The organism is Pyxidicoccus sp. M15, assembly GCF_056858435.1.
This window is the reverse complement of the sequence record NZ_CM166495.1, coordinates 10,297,479-10,320,010: the sequence shown is the minus strand read 5'-3', so window position 1 is coordinate 10,320,010 and position 22,532 is coordinate 10,297,479. Positions and strand designations below refer to the sequence as shown.

Genomic DNA, 22,532 nt, shown 5'->3' with positions numbered 1-22,532 from the left:
CGGGACATTTCGCCGCGCAAACCCCCCGACATTTCCGAACAGGACGGTCCCGCTCCCCTCCCGGGAGAGGCCGCGCGTGCATGCTGGCAGGCAGCGCATGTCCGCGCGCCAGGTCGTGGTGGGGTCGTCAGGCCGCCGACGTGGTGACGAGGTGCGCGTTGGCCGTGTATGGCGCCAGCGCGCCGATGTGGCCAGGGCGAGCCTTCACGCGCTCCATCCATGCGGTCACGGCGGGGTAACGCCCCAGGTCGAAGCCGCCCTCGGGCGCCACGTGCGTGTACGCATACAGCGCGACGTCCGCGACGGTGGGGCGCTCGCCCACGAGGAAGGTACGTCCGCGCAGGTGGCGCTCCATGGCCGCGAGCGCCTCCTGGCCGCGCTCCGTGCGCAGGCGCAAGGTCTCCGGGTGGCGCGAGGCACGCCCCGTCAGGTGCCAGAAACGCACGGTGCCGACGTTGGGCTCCACGCTGTTCTGCTCGAAGAAGAGCCACTGGTGCACGTGGGCCTGCTCGAAGGCGTCCTCCGGCAGCAGCGGCGTGCCGCGCGCGAGGTAGAGGAGGATGGCGTTGGACTCGGCGAGGAAGCGGCCCGGCTCGGGCTCGAGCACGGGGATGCGCCCGTCGGGGTTCTTGTTCCGGAGGAAGTCCTCGGTGTGGCTCTCGCCCGCGAAGATGTCCACGGGGACCAATTCGTACGGCCGGGCGAGCCAGGAGAGCAGGAGGCGGACCTTGTAGCCGTTGGCGGAAGGGGCGTAGTCATAGAGGCGCATGCAGGGTGGCTCCGGGTGGTGCGGACGCGAGGCAGGGTAGGGAGCACGCCCCGGGCGGACGACCCGCTCCTTGCGGCCTTCGGCGGCGGCGGGCGGGCGCAAGAACCGGGTTGTTCGTAAGCGCCTCGGCGGCCATACCAATGTCCAGGAGCGACCCCTTCCAAGGAACCGTGGCATGGCGACCAGCGACTACGCCCGAATCGAGCAGGCCATCCTCTATCTCGACGCCCATGCACGCGAGCAGCCGTCCCTGGACGACGTCGCCGCGCACGTGGGCCTGAGCCCCTTCCACTTCCAGCGGCTCTTCACGCGCTGGGCGGGCATCAGCCCCAAGCGCTTCCTCCAGGTGCACACGCTCAGCTCGGCCCGGCGCCTGCTGGCCGAGCGGCGCAGCGTGCTGGACACGTCCTATTCCGTGGGCCTGTCCGGAGGGGGGCGTCTGCATGAGCTCTTCATCACCCTCACCGCGATGACGCCGGGCGAGTTCAAGCTCGGTGGCGAGGGGCTCACCGTGCGGTACGGCATCCACCCGTCGCCCTTCGGTGACTGCCTCATCGCCGCCTGCGAGCGCGGCATCTGCGGCCTGCACTTCCTCACCGGCGAGTCCGCGGAAGAGGCCCTGGCGTCGCTGCGAGCGCAGTGGCCCCGCGCCGCCTTCGTGGAGTCACGCGAGGACACCGCGTCCTGGGCGGAGCGCATCTTCCCCGCCGAGCCTCCCCGCGAGCCCACGCCGCTGTCGGTGCTGGTGAAAGGAACGCCCTTCCAGGTGCAGGTGTGGCAGGCGCTGCTGCGCATCTCCCCGGGTCAGGTGGCCACGTACGAGGACATCGCCCGCGCGATTGGGAACCCGAAGGCGGTGCGCGCGGTGGGCTCGGCAGTGGGGGACAACCCGGTGGCGCTGCTCATCCCCTGCCACCGCGTGCTGCGCAAGACGGGCGTCTTCGGCGACTACCGCTGGGGCCCGACGCGCAAGCAGGTGATGCTCGCGTGGGAGTCGCTGCGCTACGGCGCGGAGAACGACGGCGGCGCGGCGCGGGCCGCGGAGGCCTGAGGCCCGCTCAAGAACGCTGGAGCTTGCGAAGCGCCTCGAGGGCTTCGTTGAGCCCGACGAGGAGGAACAGGAGCAGCGTGGCGGCGAGCGCGGCGTTGATGAGCCAGTTGTTGCGCAGCGGCCCGACCCAGGCCCGCCGGTTGTTCATCCACAGCAGGGTGAAGGCGAGCAGCGGCATGAACAGCGCGCCCACGATGGCGTAGGCGAGCTGCGCGCGCTGCAAGGGGGCCCACAGCATGGGCAGGGGCACCAGGGCCAGCGCCACGAGGTACAGGCGCCAGGCCCGCGTGGTCCGCAACTCCACCTGCACGGCGGGCTGCTTGCGGTGGATGCGGAGGTAGTCCGCGAACAGGTAGGGGACACCCTCCCAGACGCCGAGCAGGCTGGTGAAGACGGCGCCCCAGAAACCGAGGAGGAAGAGCCAGTAGCCCGCGGGGCCGATGACCTCGCCGAGCCGCTGCGCGAGCAGGTTGGCCACCTTGAGGCCGCTGCCCTCCAGCCGCAGCGTGGAGCCGATGAGCACCATGCCGATGCCGAACAGCCCCGTCAGCGAGTAGCCCACGGCGAGGTCGGCCTGGCACGTCTTCAGCCACTGCGCGCCCTCGCGGCCCTTCTCGCGAATCCAGTAGCCGTAGGAGAGCAGCGTCACGGTGCCGCCCACGCCGCCCAGCAGGCCCAGCACCCAGCCCGCGCCGCCCTTCGGGATGGAGGGGATGACGAGCCCGCGCGCGGCCGCGCCCCAGTCCGGGCCCGCGCCCACGGCGGCGAAGAGGACGGCGACGAACATCAGGCCGGTGCACGCGGCCATGAGCTTCTCGAAGAGGCGGAAGCCGCCGAACCAGACCAGCCCCAGGCCGACGAGCGAGTGCACCACGCCCCAGATGCGCCGGGACGTCTCCGCGTCACTGCTCAGCGGCCACAGCGCGTCGCCCGCGGCGCCGCAGGCGGAGATGAGGGCGCCACCGGTGAAGAAGCTCCAGCCGAGCAGGTAGATGAAGAAGAGGTAGCGCAGGCCCGAGCCGAACCGCGCCCAGCCCTCCAGCACGGTGGTGCCGGTGGCGAGCTGCCAGCGGGCGACGCCTTCGTTGAGGAAGGCCTTCAGCACCGAGCCGACGAGCGCGGCCCAGAGGATGGACACGCCCACCGTGGAGCCACCGAGGCTGGCGGTGAGCAGGTCTCCAGCGCCGACGCCTGTGGCGGCCACGAGGATGCCAGGGCCGAACCGCGCCAGCAGCCCGAGCCGGGCTGGAGGTGCCGTGGCGGGAGACTGCGCTGGAGGAGGGGCGTTGGCCGTCATGAGGGGCGGGGAACGCTAGCTGCCCCTTCCCCGTGAGGCCAGCACCGCACCGGCGCTCGCCGACCCAGTCAGGATGCGGGTGGGGCTTGCATGGAATGGACGTGACGAGTCCCTGCCCGGTGGGCGGCACAGGACCGGAAGGAACGTTCATTCCAACCCGGCGGCCTCCCGAAGGCGCGCATGCCGCGCCTTCATGTGTCTTGCATCAGGACATCCGTGCCACGAGCTTGAGCGGCAGGTTCCGCAGCAGGAAGCCGACGGCCGCCCACGGCCAGCCCGGCACGTACGCCTTCACCGGCTCGCGCTCAATCGCCTTCACCAGGGCGCGCGAGCCCTTCTCTGAGTCCACTGCGAACGGGAGGTTCTTCGCCCCCGCGTTCAGCTCCGTGTGGATGTAGCCGGGGTAGATGGTGGTGACCTTGATGCGCGTGCCGAGCAGCTCGGCGCGGATGCCCTCCGTCAGCGTGGCGAGGCCGGCCTTCGTCGCGGCATAGGCCGTCAGGTGCCGGGGCAGCCCGCGCATGGCGCTCATGGAGGAAATCGTCACCAGGTGTCCCTGGCCCTGCTTGCGCAGGATTCCCACCGCCGCCTCGCACTGCGCGAGCGCGGCGACGAAGTTCGTCTGCGCCGTCTGCACGTTGGTGGCGAAGTGGCCGGTGCCAATCCGCTTCCCCTGGCCGACGCCCGCGTTGACGATGATGCGGTCCAGGCCGCCAAGCTCCTGCGCGAAGCCGTCGAACACGCTGAACACCTGCGCGTGGTCATTCACGTCCAGCGCCCGCACGGAGATGGTGATGCCCGGGTGCTTCTGGAGCAGCTCCGCCTTGAGCGCGTCCAGCCGCTCCGTGCGGCGCGCACAGAGGGCGAGGTTGCGTCCCATGGCCGCGAACTCGCGCGCCATGCCCTCGCCCAGGCCGGAGGAGGCGCCGGTAATCAGGATGTTCTTTCGCATGGGAGGCGGGCCTTCAGCGGTAGGTGAGGAGGGCACGCTGCGTGCCCTCGAAGTGGCCGTGCTCGTTGAGCGTGGACAGGAACCGGGTGCGCTCGCTGTAGACGACCTTGGTGACGCCGCAGTTCGCCAGCGCAGTGTTGAGGCGGAAGGCGTGCTCGTCCGGAATGCGCAGCAGGTCCTGGCAGATGGCCGTAATCGGTCCGCCGGAGGTGAACACCAGCGCCGTCTTCGACGCGCCCAGCTCCTGAATCAGCTCCTCGAGCGCCCGGATGCAGCGGTCCCGGAACGTGGGCCAGGGCTCGGCGTACTCGTCATCGTGCCGGCCGCTCACCCAGCGGGCCACGGCCACCGTGAACAGCTCCTGGAACGCACGGCGCGGCTCCGAAGCCCCGGCGATGTCCTGCATCAGCAGCGTGCGGTCCGCGTAGCGCGGTGTGTGGCGGACGATGAGCTCGTCGAGGTCGAACTCGTCGAAGGCCGCCAGGCGCTTCGGGCTGTTCTCCACCTTGAGCGCGGCGAGGCACGCATCGGCCGTCTGCCGGTGGCGCGCCAGCGTGCCCGTCACCACGGCGTCCACGCGCGGGATGCGCGACCGCAGCGCCTCCCCGAGCACCCGCGACTGCGCCACACCCGTCTCCGAGAGCTGGTCATAGTCCGCGGCCCCGAACGAGGCCTGCCCATGGCGGACGAGGTACACGACGCCCATCAGCGCGCTCCCTTCGTGCGGATGAGCCGCTCACAGCGCAGGCCGAGGTAGTTGGCCAGCACCCAGAAGTTCTTGAACGCCGGGTTGCGCGTCTGCTTGTGGTGATAGCGGTAGTAGATCTGCTGGATGATGACCACGAGCCGGAACAGGCCGTAGACCTCGTAGAAGGTCCAGTTGCCCGGCTTCAGCTTCATCTTGTCGAGGTAGTACTCCACCACCTCCTCGCGCCGGAGCATGCCGGGCAGGTGCGTGGGCTGGCGCCGCGTCATGCGCAGCATGAAGTTGTCATCCGCGTGGACCCAGTAGGCCAGGGCGTTGCCCAGGTCCATCAGCGGGTCGCCCAGCGTGGCCATCTCCCAGTCGAGCACGCCGATGACGCGCGTGGGCTCGGCCGCGTCGAGCACCACGTTGTCGAAGCGCCAGTCGTTGTGGATGACGCAGGTGGCGACGTCGTCCGGCGTGTGGGCCTTGAGCCAGTCGCGCACGTACTTGAAGCTCAGCACGTTCCAGGTGCGCGCCTTCTCGTACCGGTCGGACCAGCCCTCAATCTGCCGCTTCGGATAGCCCGGCCCCTTGCCCAGCGAGGAAAGCCCCACGGCCGCCGCGTCCACCTGGTGCAACTCCACCAGCTTGTCGATGACGTTGAGGCACAGCTGCCGCGTGGTGGCCTTGTCGAGCTGCAACCCGCGCGGCATGTGCTTGCGCGGGATGATGCCCTCGATGCGCTCCATGACGTAGAAGTCCGAGCCGATGACGGACGCGTCCTGGCACAGGCCCACCATGCTGGGCACGGCCGGGTAGGCCGGCTTCAGGGCCTGCTGGACGTTGTACTCGCGGGACATGTCGTGCGCGGACTTCGCCTTCGTCCCCGCCGGAGGCCGGCGCAGGATGAGGTCCCGGTTCGCGTACTTCAGCCGGTACGTCCAGTTGGAGGCGCCGCCCGAGTACTGGGTGACTTCCGGCATGCCCTCCAGCGAGGGGACGCGGGCCTTGAGCCAGGCGTCCACGGCGGGGACATTCAATTCCTCGCCGGGGCGGACGGCGCCGGCCGGGTCGATGGGGGTGGTGGAAGGCATGACGCGTTCTCTCCCTCAGGTCGTCGGTGCGGGGCCGGGGGGCGGGCGCATCCGGGCGGTGCTCTTGCGCATGACCTTGGCGTAGATGTCGCGCGGGAGGAAGCGCTTCAGGAGCCAGGCCCTGCGCCCCTCCGCGTGGGACAGGACGTAGAACCGCCGCTTCTCCACCGCCTGGAAGACGTCGTTGGCCACGTCATCCGCGGTGATGGCCGAGCGCTCCAGCAGCCGCGCCATGGTGGCGCCCAGCCTCGGGTCCGTGGTGCGCAGCGAGTCGCCCAGGTTCGTCTTGAAGAACGACGGGCACACGACGCTGACGCCGATGTTCGCCTCCGCCAGCTCGTTGTGCAGCGTCTCCGACAGCGAGACGACGGCCGCCTTGGTGGCGTTGTAGCTGCTCATCATCGGCACATCGAGCAGGCCTGCCATGGAGGCCACGTTGACGAAGTGCCCATGTCCCTGCCGCCGGAACACGGGCGTGAAGACCTTGCAGCCCCGCACCACGCCCAGCAGGTTGATGTCGATGATCCACCGCCAGTCGTCGATGGACACGTCCTCGATGGCGCCGGCCTGCGCGACACCGGCGTTGTTCACCACCACGTCCACGCCGCCCCAGCGGGACTGGAGCTCTTCCGCGGCGGCGCGCAGGTCCTCCTCGCGCGTCACGTCGCAGCGCAGGAAGTGGCCGTCCCTGCCCAGGGCGGCCAGTGTCTCCGCGCCCCGGGCCTCGTGGAGGTCGGCGATGCAGACCTTCCAGCCCGCGCGCGCGAAGCGCAGGGCGATGGCCTTGCCGAGTCCGCTCGCGCCGCCGGTGATGAAGATGCGCTGGTCGGCCATGGCGGTCAGCTCCGGGAGTGGCCGCGCTTCGCCAGCTCGATGCGGGCGATGAGCCCCTTGTGGACCTCGTCCGGGCCGTCCGCGAGCCGCAGGGTGCGCGCCTGCGCGAAGAAGCCCGACAGCATCGTGTCCTGGGACACGCCCGCGCCGCCGTGAATCTGGATGGCGTCGTCCACCACCTTCTGGAGCACGTTGGGCGCGGCGACCTTGATGGCGGAAATCTCTGTCATCGCCCCGAGCGCGCCCACCTGGTCCATCTTCCACGCGGCATAGAGCGTCAACAGCCGCGCCTGGTCGATGGCCACGCGGGCCTCGGCGACACGCTCGCGGTTGCCGCCCAGGTTGAGCAGTTGCTTGCCGAAGGCGGTGCGCTGCATGCCCCGGTCAATCATCAACTCCAGCGCCTTCTCCGCCGCGCCGAGGCACCGCATGCAGTGGTGGATGCGGCCGGGCCCGAGGCGGCCCTGGGCAATCTCGAAGCCCATGCCGGGGCCGGAGATGATGTTGGAGAGGGGCACGCGCACGTTGTCGAAGTGCACCTCGCCATGCCCATGCGGGGCGTCATGGTCGCCGAACACGGGCAGCATGCGGCGGATGTTCACGCCCTTCGCATCCATGGGCACCAGCACCATGGAGTGCTGGTGGTGGCGGTCGCCGCCGGTGTCGGGCGTGCGGGCCATGAAGATGATGACCTTCGCGTTCGGGTGGCCCAGGCCGGAGGACCACCACTTGCCGCCGTTGAGGACGACGTCATTGCCGTCCACGACGGCGGTGGCCTGCATGTTGGTGGCGTCCGACGAGGCCACCTCGGGCTCCGTCATGCAGAACACGGAGCGGATTTCACCCGCGAGCAGCGGGGTGAGCCAGCGCGCCTTCTGCTCCTCCGAGCCGTACTTCCAGAGCACCTCCATGTTGCCGGTGTCCGGGGCGCTGCAGTTGAAGACCTCGGGGGCGATGAAGCTGCGGCCCATCTCCTCGGCCAGGGGGGCGTACTCGAGGACGCTCAGGCCGGCGCCGAGCTTCGCGTCGGGGAGGAAGAGGTTCCACAGCCCCTCCGCCTTCGCGCGGGCCTTCAATTCCTCCATCACCGCCGGCACCTTCCACGTCTTCCAGTCGCCGCCGTGGCAGGTGGCATTCACCTCCTCGCGGTAGCGGGACTCGACGGGGTCGACGTGCTCGCGCATGAACCGCTTGATGCGCTCCAGGTAGTCCTTGGTTCGGGCGCTCGGCTCGAAGTCCATCGCGGGTCCTCCTCCAGCTTGAGTCTTCCCATCCTCCGTATCCGGCCTTGATGCATCCAGTGAATGTTGGTCATGTGTTCCCATGAACCCAGTTCAGGATTCCGCCCGGCTGGCGCGGCTGGACCTCAACCTCTTCCGGGTGTTCGACGTCGTGCTCCGGGAGCGGAACCTCACCCGGGCCGCGGAGGTCCTCTTCCTCAGTCAGTCGGCGGTGAGCCATGCGCTCGCCCGACTGAGGGACCAGCTGGGGGAGCCGCTCTTCGTGCGCGAGGGCCGGGGCGTGGCGCCCACGCCCTTCGCGGAGCGGCTGGCGCCGGAGATTCGCGAGGCGCTCGCACTGCTCGACGGCGCCGTGCACCACACCCGCGGCTTCGAGCCCCGGCGCGACGTGGGCCACTTCACGCTCGCGATGAACGACCTGCTGGAGCCGTCCATCCTCCCGCACCTCGTGACACGGCTGCGCGAGCGCGCACCGGAGGCGCGCGTCGCCAGCGTCCGGTTGGACCGGGCGCGGCTGGAGAGAGACCTCGCGTCGGGGCGGTTGGACCTGTCCATCGACGTGGAGCAGCCCACGGGCGCGGACCTGCGGCATGCTCCGTTGCTGCGCGACACCTTCTGCGTGGTGAGCCGGCGGCGGCGCAGGCTGGACGTAGCGGCATACATGGCCGCACGGCACGTCACCCGCTCTTCCCGCCGCACGGGGCTGGCCGTGGAGGACCTGGTGCTCAGCCGCCTGGGCTACCAGCGCGAAGTCACGGTGCGCTGCCAGCACTACGAGGCCGCCTTCCACATCGTCTCCGGCTCGGACCTGCTCCTCACCATGCCCCGGCGCCGCGCGGAGGCGCTGCACGCGCTGCTGGGCAACCACATCCTGCCCATGCCGCTGGCGCTGCCTCCGCTGGAGCTGCACCTGTACTGGCACCGGCAGTTGGACTCGGAGCCGCGCAACAAGTGGCTGCGCGGCGAGTTGCTGTCTCTCGCTGGGGAACTGGAGAAGCGGGCGCGGTAGCGAGGGCCCTCACTGGCGGCTTCGAGGTCGAACGCCAGCGCGGGGGAGCCCTGGGGCCGGAAGTGTGGCACCCGCCGAAAAGCGCTCGCACGTGACTTCCGGCACATGTGCACCCGGGCAGGGCTCTTCATATTGCCTCGCATCACCCGCCGTATCTCGAGGCATCCCGTGAAGCTCCTGCTCGCCGCCGTCCTGCTGCTGGCCGCCAACGTTCACGCCGCGACGCTCACCCTGGACCTCCAGGGCCTGAGCAAGAAGTCCGGCCACGTCCTCATCGCCGTGCACTCCGACGCGGCGTCGTTCAACGACAAGGGCCGGCCCGCGGCCGTGCGCCGCGTGGAGGTGACGGACGCGAAGCTGACCGTCACCATCCCGGACCTCGCGCCGGGGGACTACGCCGTGAGCCTGTTCCACGACGCCAATGACAACAACAAGCTCGACACCAACTTCATCGGCATCCCCCAGGAGGGCTACGCCTTCAGCAACAACGTGGGCGCGCGCGGAAAGCCCTCTTTCGACGAGGCGAAGTTCACGCTGAGCGCCGAGGGCACGACGCTCACCCTCAAGGTGTTCTGAGGAGGCGCGCCATGGACCGTCGCACCCTGCTGCAGGGGATGGGCGCCGCGCTGCTCACAGGCTGCGCCTCGCGTCCGCGTCCCGCCACCGCGCCGCCCGCCGCCCCCGACTGGGCCCTGGGCTGGCGCTCCGTGACGACGGACGCGCTGGCACCGGTGGACGCGCGCGTGGAGGGCCGCTTCCCGGACGCGCTGCATGGCACGCTGTACCGCAATGGCCCCGGCCGCCTGGAGCGCGCGGGCCAGCGCGTGCGTCACTGGTTCGACGGCGACGGCCTGGTGCAGGCGTTTCGCGTGTCTCCGCGCGGCGTCACGCACCAGGGGCGCTTCGTGTCGACCTTCAAGTTCCAGAACGAGGAGCGGCTGGGGCACTACGCGCTGGGCACCGACGCGCTGCCCGCGCGCGGCAACGATGCGCACAACACGGCCAATACGTCGGTGCTCATGGTGGGCGGGGAGCTGCTCTCGCTCTGGGAAGCGGGCTCAGCGTACCGGCTGGACCCCGTGACGCTCGAGACTCGTGGCACGAAGGACTGGTCCCCGGAGCTCACCGGCCTGCCCTTCTCCGCGCACCCGCTGCCCGAGCGCGACGGCAGCTACTGGAACTTCGGCCTCGCTCCGTACGCGGGCGAGCACGGCCTGATGCTGCTGTACCACTTCAGCGCCGACGGACGGATGCTTCAGTTCGCACATCAGCCCATGCCCCTTCCCGGCTACGCGCACGCCTTCGCGCAGACGGAGCGCCACCTCATCGTGGTGCTCGCGCCGCTGCTGTGGGCGCGAGAGCGCGGCGTGACGTGGTTCGACGCGGAGGCATGGCAGCCGTCGCTGGGCACGACGGTGCTCGTGGTGGACAAGGCGGACCTGACGCGCATGGTGCGGCGGGAGCTGCCCGCGGGCTTCGTCTTCCACTTCGGCCAGGCGTGGGAGGACGGGGACCGGCTGCGCGCGCATGCCTGCTGGTACGAGGACTCGCACTTCATGCACCTGACGGTGGACCAGGACGTCCAGGGACGGGGGAATGGTCTCCCACCGGCGCGGCTGGCAGAGCTGGAGATTCCCCTGGGCGCGGGAGCGGGCCGCATCACCCGCAGCCCCTACGCCGCGGAGTTCCCCGTCGTGGACACACGCGTTCCGGGCCGGCGCGGGAGCGCGCACTTCGTCACGCTCGAGAGCGAGGCTCCGGCGCTTCCGCACGGCGGCGCCATCGCGCGCATCGACGTCGAGCGCGGCAAGGTGCAGCAGTTCGACTACGGCGCGGGCGTCATCGCCGAGGAGCACCTCTTCGTGCCAGCGGGGCCGCGCGAGGGCCAGGGCTGGCTGCTGGGCACGTCGCTGGACTGCGTGAGCGGCCATACGCGGCTGGCGGCCTTCGACGCGGAGCACCTCGACGATGGGCCCGTGGCGCTCGCCACGCTGCCGCGCGCGCTGCCGCTGGGCTTCCACGGCACGTTCCTGAAGGGGTGAGCGGCGGGGGCGCACGCGCCGGGCGGACGGGAAGCGCCCGGCTTCGCGGCGCGGTACACGGGAGGGACGTCGCCGGCCCTCCCGTGGAACCTCACCCGAGGACTACGAGCAGTAGTTCGCCCAGTCACACGAGCGGACCTGCTGGTTGATGGGCAGCAGGTGGGGGCCATTGTCGTAGTTGTTCCAGGCATCTCCGCAGCAATCGGCGTCGGACACCCAGCCCGCGCAGTTGATTTCATAGACCTGGAACTTCTCGGACTTGTTCGGCGAGCCGCAGCTGCTGACGTCCTGGAACACCTGCTGGCCGGTGAGCTCGATGGAGTAGTAGCCGGAGTGCCAGTCCTTGTCGGTGTCGCAGACATTGGCGCTGACCGGCTGCCAGATGGCGTTGTCCGTGTCGCAGACGGTGCCGATGCCGTCGCCATCGCAGTCGGCCTGGTTGGCGTTCGGGATGAACTTGCAGTTGTCCACGTAGTCGCTGATGCCGTCGCCGTCGCGGTCAACCGTGCAGACGCCGTAGTCCCAGCACGTCATGTTGTTGCCGAACTCGTCGGTGCCGCACCACTTGTCACAGGGAGTCGTGGGCGTGCAGCTGGTGGGCGAACAGGTGAAGACCCGCTGCTCCGTGCTCTCCAGCGTCTCGGGGGCCTGCGGCTCCTGGGAGTCGGAGTCCGCCATCGGGCCACAGGCAACCAGGGCCAGGGAGCCCACCACCATGATGAACTTCATCGCGTTGCGCATCGCACCACCTCGAAGAAAGGAGGAGGCGCCCGGGGGAGGGAGCGCGTTCTACCCGGGATTCGTGCGGGGTTGCAAATGGAGGCGGGTTGCGACTTACGGCGGCCCTGCTCAGGCGGGAGCGCTGACCGGGGTGACGGGGCCACGCTGGCGCCGGAGGGCCAGCAGCAGCGCTCCCAGGCCGAAGAACATGGTGACCAGGGCGACGACGCCGCCAAGGTACGGCACCCGCCGCAGGAGCGTCAGCAGGACGAGCCCCGTCAGCAGGGCCAGCACCAGCGAAGGGCCGTGCTTGCCGAAGCGCTCCAGCAGCTGCCGGCCGATGAGCATTCCCACCACGGGGAAACTCGCCAGGAGCGCCAGCGCGTAGAGCCCCAGCACGAACACGCCGAGCCACCAGCCTCCCACCACCAGGCCCACCCCGAAGAAGAGGGAGGCGACGATGGGGGCGGCCACGAAGGCCACCAGTCCCAGGCCCAGGCTCTGCCACGGCCGCTCCTTCAGTACCGTCGGTGCGCTTCGCGCGAGCCTGGGCACCAGGAGCGCCAGCAGCAGCCCCAGCGCGAACAGCCCGATGATGGAGCGCACCCAGAGGTAGAGCACTGCGAGCGCGGTGCTCCCCGTGCTCTGCTCGTGCGCCGGGATTTGCTCCAACTTGCCGGCCACCAGGCCAGGAGGAATCGGCACCGCGTGCTCGGCGGTGATGCTCAGGTCTCCGCCGATGCTGGCCCCCTCGGCGAAGTTCAGTGTGTTGACCTCGGCATCCACGCTGCCCTGCACCGGCGCACCCAGCGTGACTTCCTGCGAGGCGACCTGCAAATCCCGCCCCACGGGTGTGCGGATGTCCACCCTGTTCCCGGCGATGAGGAGGTCCCCCGGGATGTTCCCCTGGGGCACCAGGCGCAGCTGGTTGCCGGCGAGCAGCGCGTCCTTGCCCACCGTGGTGCTCAGGAAGAGGTTGTTCGTGGCGCTGCGGAGGCTACCGCCCACCCGTCCCTTCGCCACCGTCTCCGCCGCCGCGGAGAAGACGTCGCCCTCCACGTTGCCCTGGAGCGTGACCTTCCGCGCCGCCGTCACCACGTCGCCGCGCACCGTCCCCTGGATGTCCACCTCCTGGGCGAAGACATACAGGTCATCGTCGATGACCTCCTGCGCGCCCACCACCACCTTGTCCCCCGTGCGCACGTCCGCGGCCCGCGCGACGCCGGGGAACGCCATGCCCAGCACGAGCATGGCGAGCACCCAGGCGGCCGGTGCCCGTCCCCCTCCGTGTGACTGCATGGACCTGACCGTGGACATGGCGCGCTCCCGTGCTGGTGGCCTTCAAGGCAACCGCTGGGGACGCCCACTTCCAGGAGCAAGGCGGAGCGGGCAGGGGACGACTCCTGCGCCTGGAGTGCCCCCCGGTCGGCACACCGGGGGGCCAGCGCTCACGCCTCGATGTCGAACGCGAGCGACGCCCGCTCTCCCGGCTCCACGTGCAGCAGCCCTTCACCGGTGGCGAGCGCCCCGGCCGCCGCCGTCCAGGGCTCCACGCAGACGAAGTCCTTGCCCTGTAGCGTCCACACCACGAGCAGGCGGAACTCCGGGCTCCAGGACAGGTGCACCGGCCGGCTCCCCGGCCCGCGCTCCAGCTTCGTCCCCGGGCCCGAGTGGTCCCTCAGGTGCAGGTCCACCTCGTCCCGCGTGAGGTCCAGCCCGGTGAAGGGCACCTCGCGCTTGAGGCGGTTGTCCCAGGCGTGCGTGGCGTTCGTCTCCACCGTCGCGCGCGCCTTCAGCGCCTCCGGCACCCGGAAGTAGGGGTGGTAGCCCAGGTGCAGCGGCAGGGGCCGCCTGTCCCGGTTCTCCACGTCGAAGTCCAGCGTCAGCCGCGTGCCCACCAGCGAGAAGGCGAGCTGCGCGTCGAACTCCCAGGGGAACTGGCGCAGCGTCTCCTCACTGGAAGAGAGCGCCACCACCAGGAGGGACTCCTCCGCCTGCCGCACCTTCCACGGCAGCCTGCGCGCGAAGCCGTGCTGCGGCAGCGAGTACGTCTTGCGGTCCGCGGGGTACGTGTCCCCTGGCAGCGGCCCGGCGATGGGGAAGAGGACGGGAATGCCTCCACGCACGTTCTTCGCCGGGTCGGCGACGGTGGCCTCGTCGAGGTAGAGCACCTCGTCGCCATCCACCGTCATCCGAGTGACGAGGGCGCCGCGCGAGGGAATCACCTCCACGCGGCACCCGCCGTCCACCAGCGCGTACGTGTCCAGGCCTGCGATGCCGGGAAACGGACCGCTCATACGCTCCTCAGATGGCGCCCTCGTGCGGGTCGCTGTCCATGAAGGGGTACGCCACCTTCGTGGGAGGCACGAAGTTCTCCTTGATGGTGCGGGGGCTCGTCCAGCGCAGCAGGTTGAGCGCCGAGCCCGCCTTGTCGTTGGTGCCCGACGCGCGCGAGCCGCCGAAGGGCTGCTGGCCCACGACGGCGCCCGTGGGCTTGTCGTTGATGTAGAAGTTGCCCGCCGCCTGGCGCAGCTCGCTCAGCGCCGTGTCGATGGCCTTGCGGTCCCGGGCGAACACCGCGCCGGTGAGGGCGTAGGAGGCGGCCTGGTCGACCTCGCGCAGCGTCTCCACGTACTTCGCATCCGGGTAGACGTGCAGGCCGACGACGGGCGCGAAGATTTCCTCACGCATGATGCGGTGCTTCGGGTCCGCGAGCTGCACCAGCGTGGGCTTCACGAACCAGCCCTCCTTGCGGTCCACCTCGCCGCCGGCGACGACGGTGGCGTCCTTGTCGCTCTTGGCCAGGTCGATGTAGCCGGAGGTCTTCTTGAAGGAGCGCTCGTCGATGACGGCGCCCATGAAGTTGCGGAAGTCCGTCACGTCGCCCATGCGAATCTCGCTGATGAGCGCCTGGAGACGGGGCTTGAGCTTCGGCCACATGGACTCGGGGACGAAGATGCGGCTGGGCGCGGAGCACTTCTGGCCCTGGTACTCGAAGCCGCCGCGGACGATGGCCACCGCCAGCGCCTCCACGTCGTCCGCCGCGGACGGGTGGGCGACGATGAAGTCCTTGCCGCCCGTCTCACCCACCAGCCGGGGGTACTGCTTGTACTTGGAGATGTTCTCTCCCACCGTCTTCCACATCGCGTTGAACGTGGGCGTGGAGCCGGTGAAGTGGATGCCGCCCAGGTGGGGGCTGGCCAGCACGGGGTTGCCCACCGTGGGGCCGTCACCCGGCAGCATGTTGATGACGCCGTCGGGCAGGCCCGCCTCGCGCAAGAGCTCCATGACGTACCAGGCGCTGTAGGCGGCGGTGTTGGACGGCTTGAAGAGTACCACGTTGCCCATCAGCGCCGGAGCCACCGCCAGGTTCATGGCGATGGACGTGAAGTTGAACGGCGCGACGGAGAAGACGAACCCGTCCAGCGGGCGGTAGTCCGTCATGTTCCACGTCTGCGGCGCGTTCTCCGGCTGCATCGCCAGAATCTGCTCGGCGAAGTGGACGTTGTAGCGCAGGAAGTCCACCGCCTCGCACGTGGCGTCGATTTCCGCCTGGTGGGCCGTCTTGGACTGACCCAGCATGGTGGCCGCGTTGATGATGGGGCGGTAGCGCGTGGCCAGCAGCTCCGCGGCGCGCAGGAAGATGGCGGCGCGCGACTGGAACGGCATGCGCGCCCAGTCCTCCTTCACGGAGAGCGAGTTCTGGATGGCCTTCTCCACGGTGCCGGCGTCGGCCTCGTGCAGCGTGGCCAGCACGTGCGAGTGCTTGTGCGGCATGCGCACCGAGTCCGTCTTCCCGGTGCGCACGTGCTTGCCACCGATGAGGACGGGAATCTCTATCTGCTCGGCGCTCATGCGCTTGAGCGTGGCCTGCAGCTCACGACGCTCCGGCGAGCCGGGCGCGTAGGAAAGGACGGGCTCGTTCTTCGGAGCCGGGACGCGGGTGGTGGCGTTGATCACGCGGGCTGACCTCGGGACGGAAATGAAGGGCAGGGGAGCATAACCAACCCACCTCGCCAGGACAGCGGGGAAGCAGGCGGGATGTGTCGAGAACCCCTGGATTTTCCAGGAGACCCCTGTCCGACGGGTGACATTGGCTGATGGACTCTATGCACGGGTACGATGTGCGTCATGCGCATCCTGCCTCGCAGCCCCGAGCTTCCGTCGGCCCCCGGCCTGTCCGCGCTGGAGGACGCGATTCGCAAGGATTTGGAGCGGCTGGAGTATCCGCGCCGGCCGTGGGTGCTGCCCCGCTGCACGCGGGCCGGGCAGCCGGTGCTGGACGTGCTCGTCATCGGCGGCGGGCAGAGCGGGCTCACCGCCGCCTTCGGCCTGATGCGCGAGCGCGTCACGAACCTGCTGGTGGTGGATGACAGCGAGCCGGACCTCGCGGGGCCGTGGAAGACCTTCGCGCGCATGCACACGCTGCGCACGCCCAAGCACCTCACCGGGCCGGACCACAACCTGCCCAACCTCTGCTTCCAGTCCTGGTACGAGGCGCAGCACGGCGAGGCCGCGTGGCGGGAGGTGGAGCGCGTCCCCAAGGAGATGTGGGCGGACTACCTCAACTGGTACCGCCGTACGCTGGAGATTCCGGTGCGCTGCCGCACGCGGGTGGGCGCGCTGGCCTGGAGCGCGGAGGAGGAGTGCTTCGTCGCTCCCCTCCACCACACGCGAGAGGGCGACGCGGGCGTGCTGTATGCGCGCAAGGTCGTGCTGGCCACCGGCATCGATGGCTCGGGCCGCTGGGAGGTGCCGTCCGTGGTGGCCGGCCTGCCGCGTGAGCTGTACGCCCACACGCGCGACGACATCGACTTCGAGGCCCTGCGCGGCAGGAGCGTGGGCGTGCTGGGCGCGGGCGCGTCCGCCTTCGACAACGCAGCGGTGGCGCTGGAGCACGGCGCCGCCGAGGTGCGCCTGTTCTACCGCCGCAAGTCGCTGCCCAACGTGAATCCGTACCGCTGGGCGGAGTTCGTGGGCTTCCTCAAGCACCACGCGGACCTGCCGGACGCGGACCGCTGGCGCTTCATCCACCGCATCATGGAGATGGGGCAGTTGCCGCCCGCGGACACCTTCCGCCGCGCCCGCTCCTTCCCCCAGTTCCACCTGCACGGCGGCAGCCCCTGGCTCTCCGCCGAGGAAGTCGGTGGCAGGGCCCGCGTCACCACGCCCCAGGGGCAGTTCACCTTCGACAAGCTCATCGTCGGCAGCGGCACGGTGACGGACCTGTCGCTGCGCCCGGAGCTGGCGCTGCTGCACGACGACATCGCGCTGTGGAAGGACCGCTTCAGCCCGCCGAAGGGGCAGGAGCACGTGGACCTCCTGCGCCACCCGTACCTGGGCGAGCACTTCGAGTTGCAGGAGAAGCACCCGGGCCGCGCGCCGCACCTGGCGTCCATCTTCAACTTCACCTTCGGCTGCCTGTTGTCGCTGGGCTTCGGCGGGGCGAGCATCTCCGGGATGAAGTACGGCCTGCCCCGGTTGGTGAGCGGGGTGACGCGGCAGCTCTACCTGGATGACCGGGACGCGTTCTTCGAGTCCCTGGAACGCTACGACGAGAAGGAATTCGAGCCATGAGCGGAGAGCAGTTCGTGCTGCGAAGCCGGCGGGTGCTGGCGCCGGGAGGCCTGCGCGAGGCGGCGGTGGTGGTGAAGGACGGGAAGGTGGCGGCGGTGGTGTCGCCCTCGGAGATTCCGGTGGGCCTGCCGGTGACGGACGTGGGCGACAAGGTGGTGATGCCCGGCGTGGTGGACAGCCACGCGCACATCAACGAGCCCGGCCGCACCGAGTGGGAGGGCTTCGAGACGGCCACGCGCGCGGCGGCGGCCGGCGGCATCACCACCGTGGTGGACATGCCGCTCAACTCGCTGCCGCCCACCACCACCCTGGACGCGCTGCTGCTCAAGGCGCGCACCGCGGAGGGGCGCTGCCAGGTGGACCACGCCTTCTGGGGCGGGGTGATTCCGGGCAACGCGGACCAGCTGGAGGCGCTCATCGACGCGGGCATCTCCGGCTTCAAGTGCTTCCTGTGCCCCTCGGGCGTGGATGAGTTCCCGCACTCCGACCGCGCGGTGCTCGACGAGGCCATGCCGGTGCTGGCGCGGCGGGGCGTGCCGCTCATCGTCCACGCGGAGCTGGAGTCGCCGGTGCGGCGCGGGGCCAGGGAGGCGGACCCCCGCACGTACCGCGGCTACCTGGAGTCCCGGCCGAAGCGCTGGGAGAACGACGCCATCCGGATGATGGTGGAGCTGGCGCGCAACCACGGCTGCCGCGTGCACATCGTCCACCTGTCCTCGGCGGACGCGGTGCCGATTCTTCGCGACGCCCGCCGCGAGGGGCTGGCCATGTCGGTGGAGACGTGCCCGCACTACCTCTCCTTCACGGCGGAGGAGATTGAGGACGGCGCCACCCACTTCAAGTGCGCGCCGCCCATCCGCGAGTCGGAGAACCGCGAGAAGCTGTGGGCCGGGCTGGCGCAGGGAGACATCGAGCTGGTGGTGTCGGACCACTCGCCCTGCACGCCGGCGCTGAAGCACCTGGAGAAGGGGGACTTCGGCGCGGCGTGGGGTGGCATCGCCTCCCTGCAGCTCAGCCTGCCGGCGGTGTGGACGGAGGCGCGCAAGCGCGGCCTGGGGCTGGAGCAGCTGGCGCGGTGGATGTGCGAGGCCCCCGCGAAGCTGGTGGGGCTGGCCGGGGTGAAGGGCACGCTGACCCCCGGGGCGGACGCGGACCTCGTGGTGTTCGACCCGGAGGCTTCCTTCACCGTGGAGCCCTCGCGCCTGCTACACCGTCATCCGATAACCCCCTACGCGGGCCGGTCGCTGACGGGCGTGGTGGAGATGACGTTCCTGCGGGGGATGAAGATCTACGAGCGCGGCCAGCCGTTGCCGCGCCCGGTTGGTCGCTGGGTGCGCCGCCCCGTCGCGGCGCGTGTCGCTGCCTGAAACACCTGAGACACCTGGAGAAGGACACACCATGCACGCACCCGAAGAGGGAAAGCTGCGCGTTGGCTTCACCGAGCTCGTCGACCTCGCGGCGGAAGCCGTCGGCGGCCGAGCCCTGCTGGCCAGCGATGAGTTCTTCGCGGGCAAGGAGAACCTCCTGAAGCCCGGCCGGGGCGTCTTCATCCCCGGCAAGTACACCGAGCAGGGCAAGTGGATGGACGGCTGGGAGTCGCGCCGCAAGCGCGTGCCGGGCCATGACTGGTGCATCCTCCAGCTCGGCCTGCCGGGCGTGGTGCGCGGCGTGGACATCGACACCAACCACTTCCTCGGCAACTTCCCCGAGTTCGCCTCCGTGGACGCGCTGGAGGTGGAGGGCACGCCCACGGCCGAGTCGCTGGTGGATGCGAAGTGGACGCGCATCCTCCCGCAGCTGCGGCTGCAGGGGGGCTCGCGCAACCTGTTCCCCATTGCGAGCGAGGGGCGGTGGACGCACCTGCGCCTCAACATCTACCCGGACGGCGGCGTGGCGCGCTTCCGGGTGCACGGCGAGGTGCGGCCGGACTTCGAGCGCCTGACGCGCGCCCATGGCACGGTGGACCTGGCGGCGGCGGAGCACGGCGGCACGGTGGTGGCGTTCAACGACGCCTTCTTCGGCGGCAAGGACAACCTCATCCTCCCGGGCCGCGCGGCCAACATGGGCGAGGGCTGGGAGACGCGCCGCAAGCGGACGCTTCCGGGCTTCGACTGGATTGTGGTGAAGCTGGCCGTGCCGGGCACCGTGCAGAAGGTGGAGGTGGACACCGCGCACTACAAGGGCAACTTCCCGGAGTCCGCGTCGCTGGAGGGCTGCTACCTGCGCGAGCCGGTGGTGGACTTCGCCAACGCGCACGACATCGCCTGGACGGAGCTGTTGCCGCGCACGAAGCTGCAGGCGGACCACCGGCACTTCTACGAGTCCGAGCTGCGCGCGCAGGGGCCCTTCACCCACGTGCGCCTGAAAATCTTCCCCGACGGCGGCGTCAGCCGGCTGCGCGTCCACGGGCGGCCGGCGTGAGCGCGCTCGAGCGGCTCAACAAGCTGCTGGCGTCGGAGGCCCGCGCGGAGCTGATGCGCTGCTGCGGCTCCTCGCGCTGGGCGGACGGCATGGTGCGCTCGCGGCCCTTCCGGGACGCGGAGCACCTGTTCGCGGAGGCCGCGTGGCTCTGGAAGCAGACGGGGCCGGACGACTGGCGCGAGGCCTTCACGCACCACCCGCGCATCGGTGACGTGTCCCAGCTCCGGGCGAAGTTCGCCGCCACCGCCAGCTGGTCCTCGCAGGAGCAGGGCGGGGTGAGCGGCGCGGACGAGGCGGTGCTGCAGGGACTGGCCGAGGGCAACGCCGAGTACGAGAAGCGCTTCGGCTTCATCTTCCTGGTGTGCGCCACCGGCAAGAGCGCGGCGGAGATGCTGGGCCTCCTGCGCGCCCGCCTGGACAACGCGCCGGACGAGGAGCTGCGCATCGCCGCCGAGGAGCAGGCGAAAATCACCCGCATCCGACTGGAGAAGCTGCTGGCGTCATGAGCACTCTTTCCACCCACGTCCTCGACACGCACCGCGGCCGCCCGGCCTCCGGAGTCCCCATCTCCCTGGAGCTCCAGGGCCCCGGTGGCACCTGGAAGGAGCTGGCGCGCGGAGTCACCAACGACGACGGCCGCGTGCGCGACTTCCTTCCGCAGGGCGCCCGCGTGGAGCCCGGCATCTACCGCATGGCCTTTGACACCGGCGTGTACTTCCGCGCGCAGGGCGTGAAGGGCTTCTACCCGTCGGTGACGGTGGTGTTCGAGCTCACCGCGCCGGAGGAGCACTACCACGTGCCGCTCCTGCTGAGCCCCTTCGGCTACTCCACCTACCGGGGGAGCTGAGTCAGAGCTTGCGGCCCATGGCCTGGGCGGCGCGGATGGCATCCCCGCCCCGCCGCAGCAGGGCGTGCAGCTCGGTGATGAGGACCGGCGGCTTCACTGGCTTGACGAGGTACACGTCGGGCCGAGGGGCGTCCTGGTTGCCCTCCTCGCGGGGCTGGTAGCCGCTGACGAAGACGATGGGGATGTCCTTCAGCGTCGGCTCGGCGCGGAAGCGGCGGCACAGCTCGTAGCCGTCCATTCCGTCCATGTTCACATCGGACAGCAGCACGTCCGGAGGGTGGGCGAGCGCTTGCGCGAGTCCCGACTCACCGTCGGCTGCCGTGTCGCAGTCGAACTCGCCGGACAGCAGGAGGCGCAGCGTCTCCCGCATCGTCCACGAGTTCTCGACGATGAGAACCTTTGGCTTCACGTCACACCGACTCCCAGGGTGGGGAGGCGGCGGCTTCGAGGCCCGGCGCTCCCGCGTTGACTCAACGACACCTCCAGCATCACCGCACCGCGCACGGCGAGCAAGGGGTCCGCAACGCCCCCCGTCGGGGCAGGCAGACCCCGGGGCTCCCGGGCGATGCGGCTGGACGCCGGGGGACTACTCCTCGGGTGGGGGATTGACGAGGCCCCGGCGGGACACCTCGGAGTCGGGCTCCTCGTCGCCGCGTGCCTCGCGCTCGGGCACCTTCTCCGTGGTCCACTCCTCGCCGCGCTCCACGCGGGCCTCCCAGTCGGTGTCCGACGTGGGGCTGGCCTCGCGCGCCTCCCGGTTCAGCCGCTGGGCCGTTTCGGCGGCGCCCCGGTCCTGCGCGTCCTCGAGCTGCCCCCGGTTGCGGGGCTGGAAGTTCTCTCCGGCGTGGAAGCCCGCCTGCTGGTCGTCGCCGATGTCCCGGGGCCGTTCGTCCTTCGGGCCCTTGCCCTTGTTGCCCGCCATGGTGTCGCCTCCGTGCGTACCGCGTGCCCGACTCAAGTTCGGAAGCGCCGGCACGCCAGGCAAGCGCGGCCCGGCCGGCCGTCCGGGTGGTGGGCTAGCGGGACGGGGTCGTGCCTTGGTGCGCCAGCGTCGGGCCACCCCGGGCCACTTCCTCCACCCGCGGGCCCAGCCCGGCGGTGGGCGTGGCGATGCGGCACGCCGCGCCCCCGTGGACAAGCCCCACCACCTGCATCCGCGAGTCCACCAGCGGCGCGCCCGAGTCCCCCGGCCGGCCCCTCATCGTGGTGAAGAGGGCGGCTGGCACGTCCGGCAGCGAGGGGCAGCGCCCCAGCCGCTCCAGCAGGGCCTCCTGCGCGTCGCCGGGCCTGTCGTGGCGGCCGGTGAAGATGAGCGGCGCGCCCGGCGCCGGCAGTGTGTCCGCCACCTCCAGCGCCCGCACCGGCGCCCGGGCATCCAGCCGGATGATTGCCACGTCCCGGCCCCGGTCCACGTGGACGTAGGTGCCACCGAGCCGCTGTCCGTCGATGAAGGACAGGTCCACCCGTGTGTCGTGCGGCTGGACGCAGTGCGCCGCGGTGAGGGCATGGTTTCCGTCCTCCACCACCACGCCCGCGCAGTGCCCCGGCTCCAGCGTCACCGTGGCGGCCGCCACGTCGTCTACGTCCAGCGGGGTGTCCTCCTCCGGCGGAGCGCCGCCGTCACAGGCCGCCACCGCGAGGACGCCCAGCGCTCCCACACATGCCAACCACCGCCTCGAGCCCGCGCGCATCATCCACCTCCGTCGCGGGTGCGCCACTCAGCGCTGGCGCCCCTGACGGGAGGATGCGCACCCACCGTGCGCACCCTTCACGAAGGGCTGTCCGGCAGGCGCACGGCCGGGGCGCGCGTCGGTCGTCGCTTGCCTGTGCACGACGGAGGGAGGTCCGCTGTTACCCGTAGCAGCCCCATCGAACGTGCTCGTACCGTGGAAACGTGATATTCCATTGACCTCTGGATTCCGCTTACCCCCGGGTCCCAACGCACCTCCGTGAGTGACGAGGAGAAGACAGCCGTCCTGGACGAGCGCAG

General features: G+C 70.4%; 23 protein-coding genes. 9 read left to right on the top strand and 14 right to left on the bottom strand.

The features are described from left to right. Nucleotides 1-127 precede the first annotated feature (127 nt). The gene (locus ACX9TP_RS38015; protein WP_482975560.1) at nucleotides 128-769 is read right to left on the bottom strand and encodes a glutathione S-transferase family protein; all 642 of its coding nucleotides are present in this window, start codon (nucleotides 767-769) and stop codon (nucleotides 128-130) included. Between the two features lie 175 nt (nucleotides 770-944). Here ACX9TP_RS38015 and ACX9TP_RS38010 point away from each other — a divergent pair, with 175 nt between their 5' ends. Beyond that, nucleotides 945-1,820: a methylated-DNA--[protein]-cysteine S-methyltransferase gene (locus ACX9TP_RS38010; protein ID WP_482975559.1), complete on the top strand. Its 876-nt coding sequence runs from the start codon at nucleotides 945-947 to the stop codon at nucleotides 1,818-1,820. A gap of 7 nt (nucleotides 1,821-1,827) precedes the next feature. On the opposite strand, the gene ACX9TP_RS38005 is transcribed toward ACX9TP_RS38010, so the two are convergent. From ACX9TP_RS38005 to ACX9TP_RS37980, 6 genes are all read right to left on the bottom strand, one after another. Further along, on the bottom strand, nucleotides 1,828-3,117 hold the full coding sequence (locus ACX9TP_RS38005) for an Nramp family divalent metal transporter (protein ID WP_482975558.1): 1,290 nt from the start codon (nucleotides 3,115-3,117) through the stop codon (nucleotides 1,828-1,830). 205 nt (nucleotides 3,118-3,322) lie between these two features. After that, nucleotides 3,323-4,069 carry an SDR family oxidoreductase gene (locus tag ACX9TP_RS38000; RefSeq protein ID WP_482975557.1) on the bottom strand — a complete coding sequence of 249 codons (747 nt, stop codon included), beginning with the start codon at nucleotides 4,067-4,069 and terminating at the stop codon, nucleotides 3,323-3,325. A 13-nt stretch (nucleotides 4,070-4,082) separates the two neighbouring features. After that, nucleotides 4,083-4,775, bottom strand: a complete 693-nt coding sequence (locus ACX9TP_RS37995; protein WP_482975556.1) for a histidine phosphatase family protein — start codon at nucleotides 4,773-4,775, stop codon at nucleotides 4,083-4,085. After that, nucleotides 4,775-5,851 carry a phosphotransferase family protein gene (locus tag ACX9TP_RS37990; RefSeq protein ID WP_482975555.1) on the bottom strand — a complete coding sequence of 359 codons (1,077 nt, stop codon included), beginning with the start codon at nucleotides 5,849-5,851 and terminating at the stop codon, nucleotides 4,775-4,777. Before ACX9TP_RS37990 ends, ACX9TP_RS37995 begins: the two co-directional genes overlap by 1 nt. Before the next feature lie 15 nt (nucleotides 5,852-5,866). After that, nucleotides 5,867-6,685, bottom strand: coding sequence for an SDR family oxidoreductase (locus ACX9TP_RS37985; RefSeq protein ID WP_482975554.1), 819 nt, complete (start codon nucleotides 6,683-6,685; stop codon nucleotides 5,867-5,869). Nucleotides 6,686-6,690: 5 nt separating this feature from the next. After that, complete coding sequence (locus ACX9TP_RS37980; RefSeq protein ID WP_482975553.1) at nucleotides 6,691-7,926, bottom strand: acyl-CoA dehydrogenase family protein; 1,236 nt, start codon at nucleotides 7,924-7,926, stop codon at nucleotides 6,691-6,693. An 82-nt stretch (nucleotides 7,927-8,008) separates the two neighbouring features. On the opposite strand from ACX9TP_RS37980, the gene ACX9TP_RS37975 reads away from it, so the two are divergent. From ACX9TP_RS37975 to ACX9TP_RS37965, 3 genes are all read left to right on the top strand, one after another. Continuing rightward, nucleotides 8,009-8,935, top strand: a complete 927-nt coding sequence (locus tag ACX9TP_RS37975) for a LysR family transcriptional regulator (RefSeq protein WP_482975552.1) — start codon at nucleotides 8,009-8,011, stop codon at nucleotides 8,933-8,935. Nucleotides 8,936-9,103: 168 nt separating this feature from the next. Next, nucleotides 9,104-9,511 carry a DUF2141 domain-containing protein gene (locus ACX9TP_RS37970; protein ID WP_482975551.1) on the top strand — a complete coding sequence of 136 codons (408 nt, stop codon included), beginning with the start codon at nucleotides 9,104-9,106 and terminating at the stop codon, nucleotides 9,509-9,511. Nucleotides 9,512-9,522: 11 nt separating this feature from the next. Further along, complete coding sequence (locus ACX9TP_RS37965) at nucleotides 9,523-10,977, top strand: carotenoid oxygenase family protein (RefSeq protein WP_482975550.1); 1,455 nt, start codon at nucleotides 9,523-9,525, stop codon at nucleotides 10,975-10,977. A 102-nt stretch (nucleotides 10,978-11,079) separates the two neighbouring features. On the opposite strand, the gene ACX9TP_RS37960 is transcribed toward ACX9TP_RS37965, so the two are convergent. The 4 genes from ACX9TP_RS37960 to pruA form a co-directional block, all read right to left on the bottom strand. Further along, a complete protein-coding gene (locus tag ACX9TP_RS37960) occupies nucleotides 11,080-11,718 on the bottom strand; it encodes a thrombospondin type 3 repeat-containing protein (protein WP_482975549.1) in 639 nt (212 codons plus the stop codon). Between the two features lie 108 nt (nucleotides 11,719-11,826). Continuing rightward, complete coding sequence (locus tag ACX9TP_RS37955) at nucleotides 11,827-13,014, bottom strand: DUF8173 domain-containing protein (RefSeq protein ID WP_482975548.1); 1,188 nt, start codon at nucleotides 13,012-13,014, stop codon at nucleotides 11,827-11,829. 131 nt (nucleotides 13,015-13,145) lie between these two features. Next, nucleotides 13,146-13,994 (bottom strand): aldose epimerase family protein, encoded by an 849-nt coding sequence (locus tag ACX9TP_RS37950; protein WP_482975547.1) that lies wholly within the window; start codon nucleotides 13,992-13,994, stop codon nucleotides 13,146-13,148. Between the two features lie 7 nt (nucleotides 13,995-14,001). Further along, entirely contained in the window at nucleotides 14,002-15,657 is a 1,656-nt protein-coding gene (pruA, locus tag ACX9TP_RS37945) for an L-glutamate gamma-semialdehyde dehydrogenase (RefSeq protein WP_482975546.1), read from the bottom strand. Nucleotides 15,658-15,828: 171 nt separating this feature from the next. Here pruA and ACX9TP_RS37940 point away from each other — a divergent pair, with 171 nt between their 5' ends. The 5 genes from ACX9TP_RS37940 to uraH are packed head-to-tail and all read left to right on the top strand — an operon-like array spanning nucleotide 15,829 to nucleotide 20,542. Continuing rightward, nucleotides 15,829-17,274, top strand: coding sequence for an FAD/NAD(P)-binding protein (locus tag ACX9TP_RS37940; RefSeq protein WP_482975545.1), 1,446 nt, complete (start codon nucleotides 15,829-15,831; stop codon nucleotides 17,272-17,274). Next, complete coding sequence (gene allB / locus ACX9TP_RS37935; protein WP_482975544.1) at nucleotides 17,271-18,641, top strand: allantoinase AllB; 1,371 nt, start codon at nucleotides 17,271-17,273, stop codon at nucleotides 18,639-18,641. Before ACX9TP_RS37940 ends, allB begins: the two co-directional genes overlap by 4 nt. A 31-nt stretch (nucleotides 18,642-18,672) precedes the next feature. Further along, nucleotides 18,673-19,695: an allantoicase gene (alc, locus tag ACX9TP_RS37930; protein ID WP_482975543.1), complete on the top strand. Its 1,023-nt coding sequence runs from the start codon at nucleotides 18,673-18,675 to the stop codon at nucleotides 19,693-19,695. Beyond that, nucleotides 19,692-20,201, top strand: coding sequence for a 2-oxo-4-hydroxy-4-carboxy-5-ureidoimidazoline decarboxylase (uraD, locus tag ACX9TP_RS37925; protein ID WP_482975542.1), 510 nt, complete (start codon nucleotides 19,692-19,694; stop codon nucleotides 20,199-20,201). The genes alc and uraD overlap by 4 nt, the downstream gene beginning before the upstream one ends. Continuing rightward, the gene (gene uraH, locus ACX9TP_RS37920) at nucleotides 20,198-20,542 is read left to right on the top strand and encodes a hydroxyisourate hydrolase (RefSeq protein WP_482975541.1); all 345 of its coding nucleotides are present in this window, start codon (nucleotides 20,198-20,200) and stop codon (nucleotides 20,540-20,542) included. The genes uraD and uraH overlap by 4 nt, the downstream gene beginning before the upstream one ends. A 1-nt stretch (nucleotide 20,543) precedes the next feature. On the opposite strand, the gene ACX9TP_RS37915 is transcribed toward uraH, so the two are convergent. The 3 genes from ACX9TP_RS37915 to ACX9TP_RS37905 all read right to left on the bottom strand — a co-directional run bounded on the left by ACX9TP_RS37915 (nucleotide 20,544) and on the right by ACX9TP_RS37905 (nucleotide 22,200). Continuing rightward, nucleotides 20,544-20,951, bottom strand: a complete 408-nt coding sequence (locus tag ACX9TP_RS37915) for a response regulator (protein WP_482975540.1) — start codon at nucleotides 20,949-20,951, stop codon at nucleotides 20,544-20,546. Between the two features lie 177 nt (nucleotides 20,952-21,128). Then, nucleotides 21,129-21,464: a hypothetical protein gene (locus ACX9TP_RS37910; RefSeq protein WP_482975539.1), complete on the bottom strand. Its 336-nt coding sequence runs from the start codon at nucleotides 21,462-21,464 to the stop codon at nucleotides 21,129-21,131. A 94-nt stretch (nucleotides 21,465-21,558) separates the two neighbouring features. Continuing rightward, nucleotides 21,559-22,200 carry a S1 family peptidase gene (locus ACX9TP_RS37905; protein ID WP_482982283.1) on the bottom strand — a complete coding sequence of 214 codons (642 nt, stop codon included), beginning with the start codon at nucleotides 22,198-22,200 and terminating at the stop codon, nucleotides 21,559-21,561. Nucleotides 22,201-22,532 lie beyond the last annotated feature (332 nt).

Coding starts and splice junctions, on each gene's coding strand:
- ACX9TP_RS38015 (WP_482975560.1), bottom strand. CDS start 769: ATGCGCCTCTATGACTACGCCCCTTCCGCCAACGGCTACAAGGTCCGC.
- ACX9TP_RS38010 (WP_482975559.1), top strand. CDS start 945: ATGGCGACCAGCGACTACGCCCGAATCGAGCAGGCCATCCTCTATCTC.
- ACX9TP_RS38005 (WP_482975558.1), bottom strand. CDS start 3,117: ATGACGGCCAACGCCCCTCCTCCAGCGCAGTCTCCCGCCACGGCACCT.
- ACX9TP_RS38000 (WP_482975557.1), bottom strand. CDS start 4,069: ATGCGAAAGAACATCCTGATTACCGGCGCCTCCTCCGGCCTGGGCGAG.
- ACX9TP_RS37995 (WP_482975556.1), bottom strand. CDS start 4,775: ATGGGCGTCGTGTACCTCGTCCGCCATGGGCAGGCCTCGTTCGGGGCC.
- ACX9TP_RS37990 (WP_482975555.1), bottom strand. CDS start 5,851: ATGCCTTCCACCACCCCCATCGACCCGGCCGGCGCCGTCCGCCCCGGC.
- ACX9TP_RS37985 (WP_482975554.1), bottom strand. CDS start 6,685: ATGGCCGACCAGCGCATCTTCATCACCGGCGGCGCGAGCGGACTCGGC.
- ACX9TP_RS37980 (WP_482975553.1), bottom strand. CDS start 7,926: ATGGACTTCGAGCCGAGCGCCCGAACCAAGGACTACCTGGAGCGCATC.
- ACX9TP_RS37975 (WP_482975552.1), top strand. CDS start 8,009: ATGAACCCAGTTCAGGATTCCGCCCGGCTGGCGCGGCTGGACCTCAAC.
- ACX9TP_RS37965 (WP_482975550.1), top strand. CDS start 9,523: ATGGACCGTCGCACCCTGCTGCAGGGGATGGGCGCCGCGCTGCTCACA.
- ACX9TP_RS37960 (WP_482975549.1), bottom strand. CDS start 11,718: ATGCGCAACGCGATGAAGTTCATCATGGTGGTGGGCTCCCTGGCCCTG.
- ACX9TP_RS37955 (WP_482975548.1), bottom strand. CDS start 13,014: ATGTCCACGGTCAGGTCCATGCAGTCACACGGAGGGGGACGGGCACCG.
- ACX9TP_RS37950 (WP_482975547.1), bottom strand. CDS start 13,994: ATGAGCGGTCCGTTTCCCGGCATCGCAGGCCTGGACACGTACGCGCTG.
- ACX9TP_RS37940 (WP_482975545.1), top strand. CDS start 15,829: ATGCGCATCCTGCCTCGCAGCCCCGAGCTTCCGTCGGCCCCCGGCCTG.
- allB (WP_482975544.1), top strand. CDS start 17,271: ATGAGCGGAGAGCAGTTCGTGCTGCGAAGCCGGCGGGTGCTGGCGCCG.
- alc (WP_482975543.1), top strand. CDS start 18,673: ATGCACGCACCCGAAGAGGGAAAGCTGCGCGTTGGCTTCACCGAGCTC.
- uraH (WP_482975541.1), top strand. CDS start 20,198: ATGAGCACTCTTTCCACCCACGTCCTCGACACGCACCGCGGCCGCCCG.
- ACX9TP_RS37910 (WP_482975539.1), bottom strand. CDS start 21,464: ATGGCGGGCAACAAGGGCAAGGGCCCGAAGGACGAACGGCCCCGGGAC.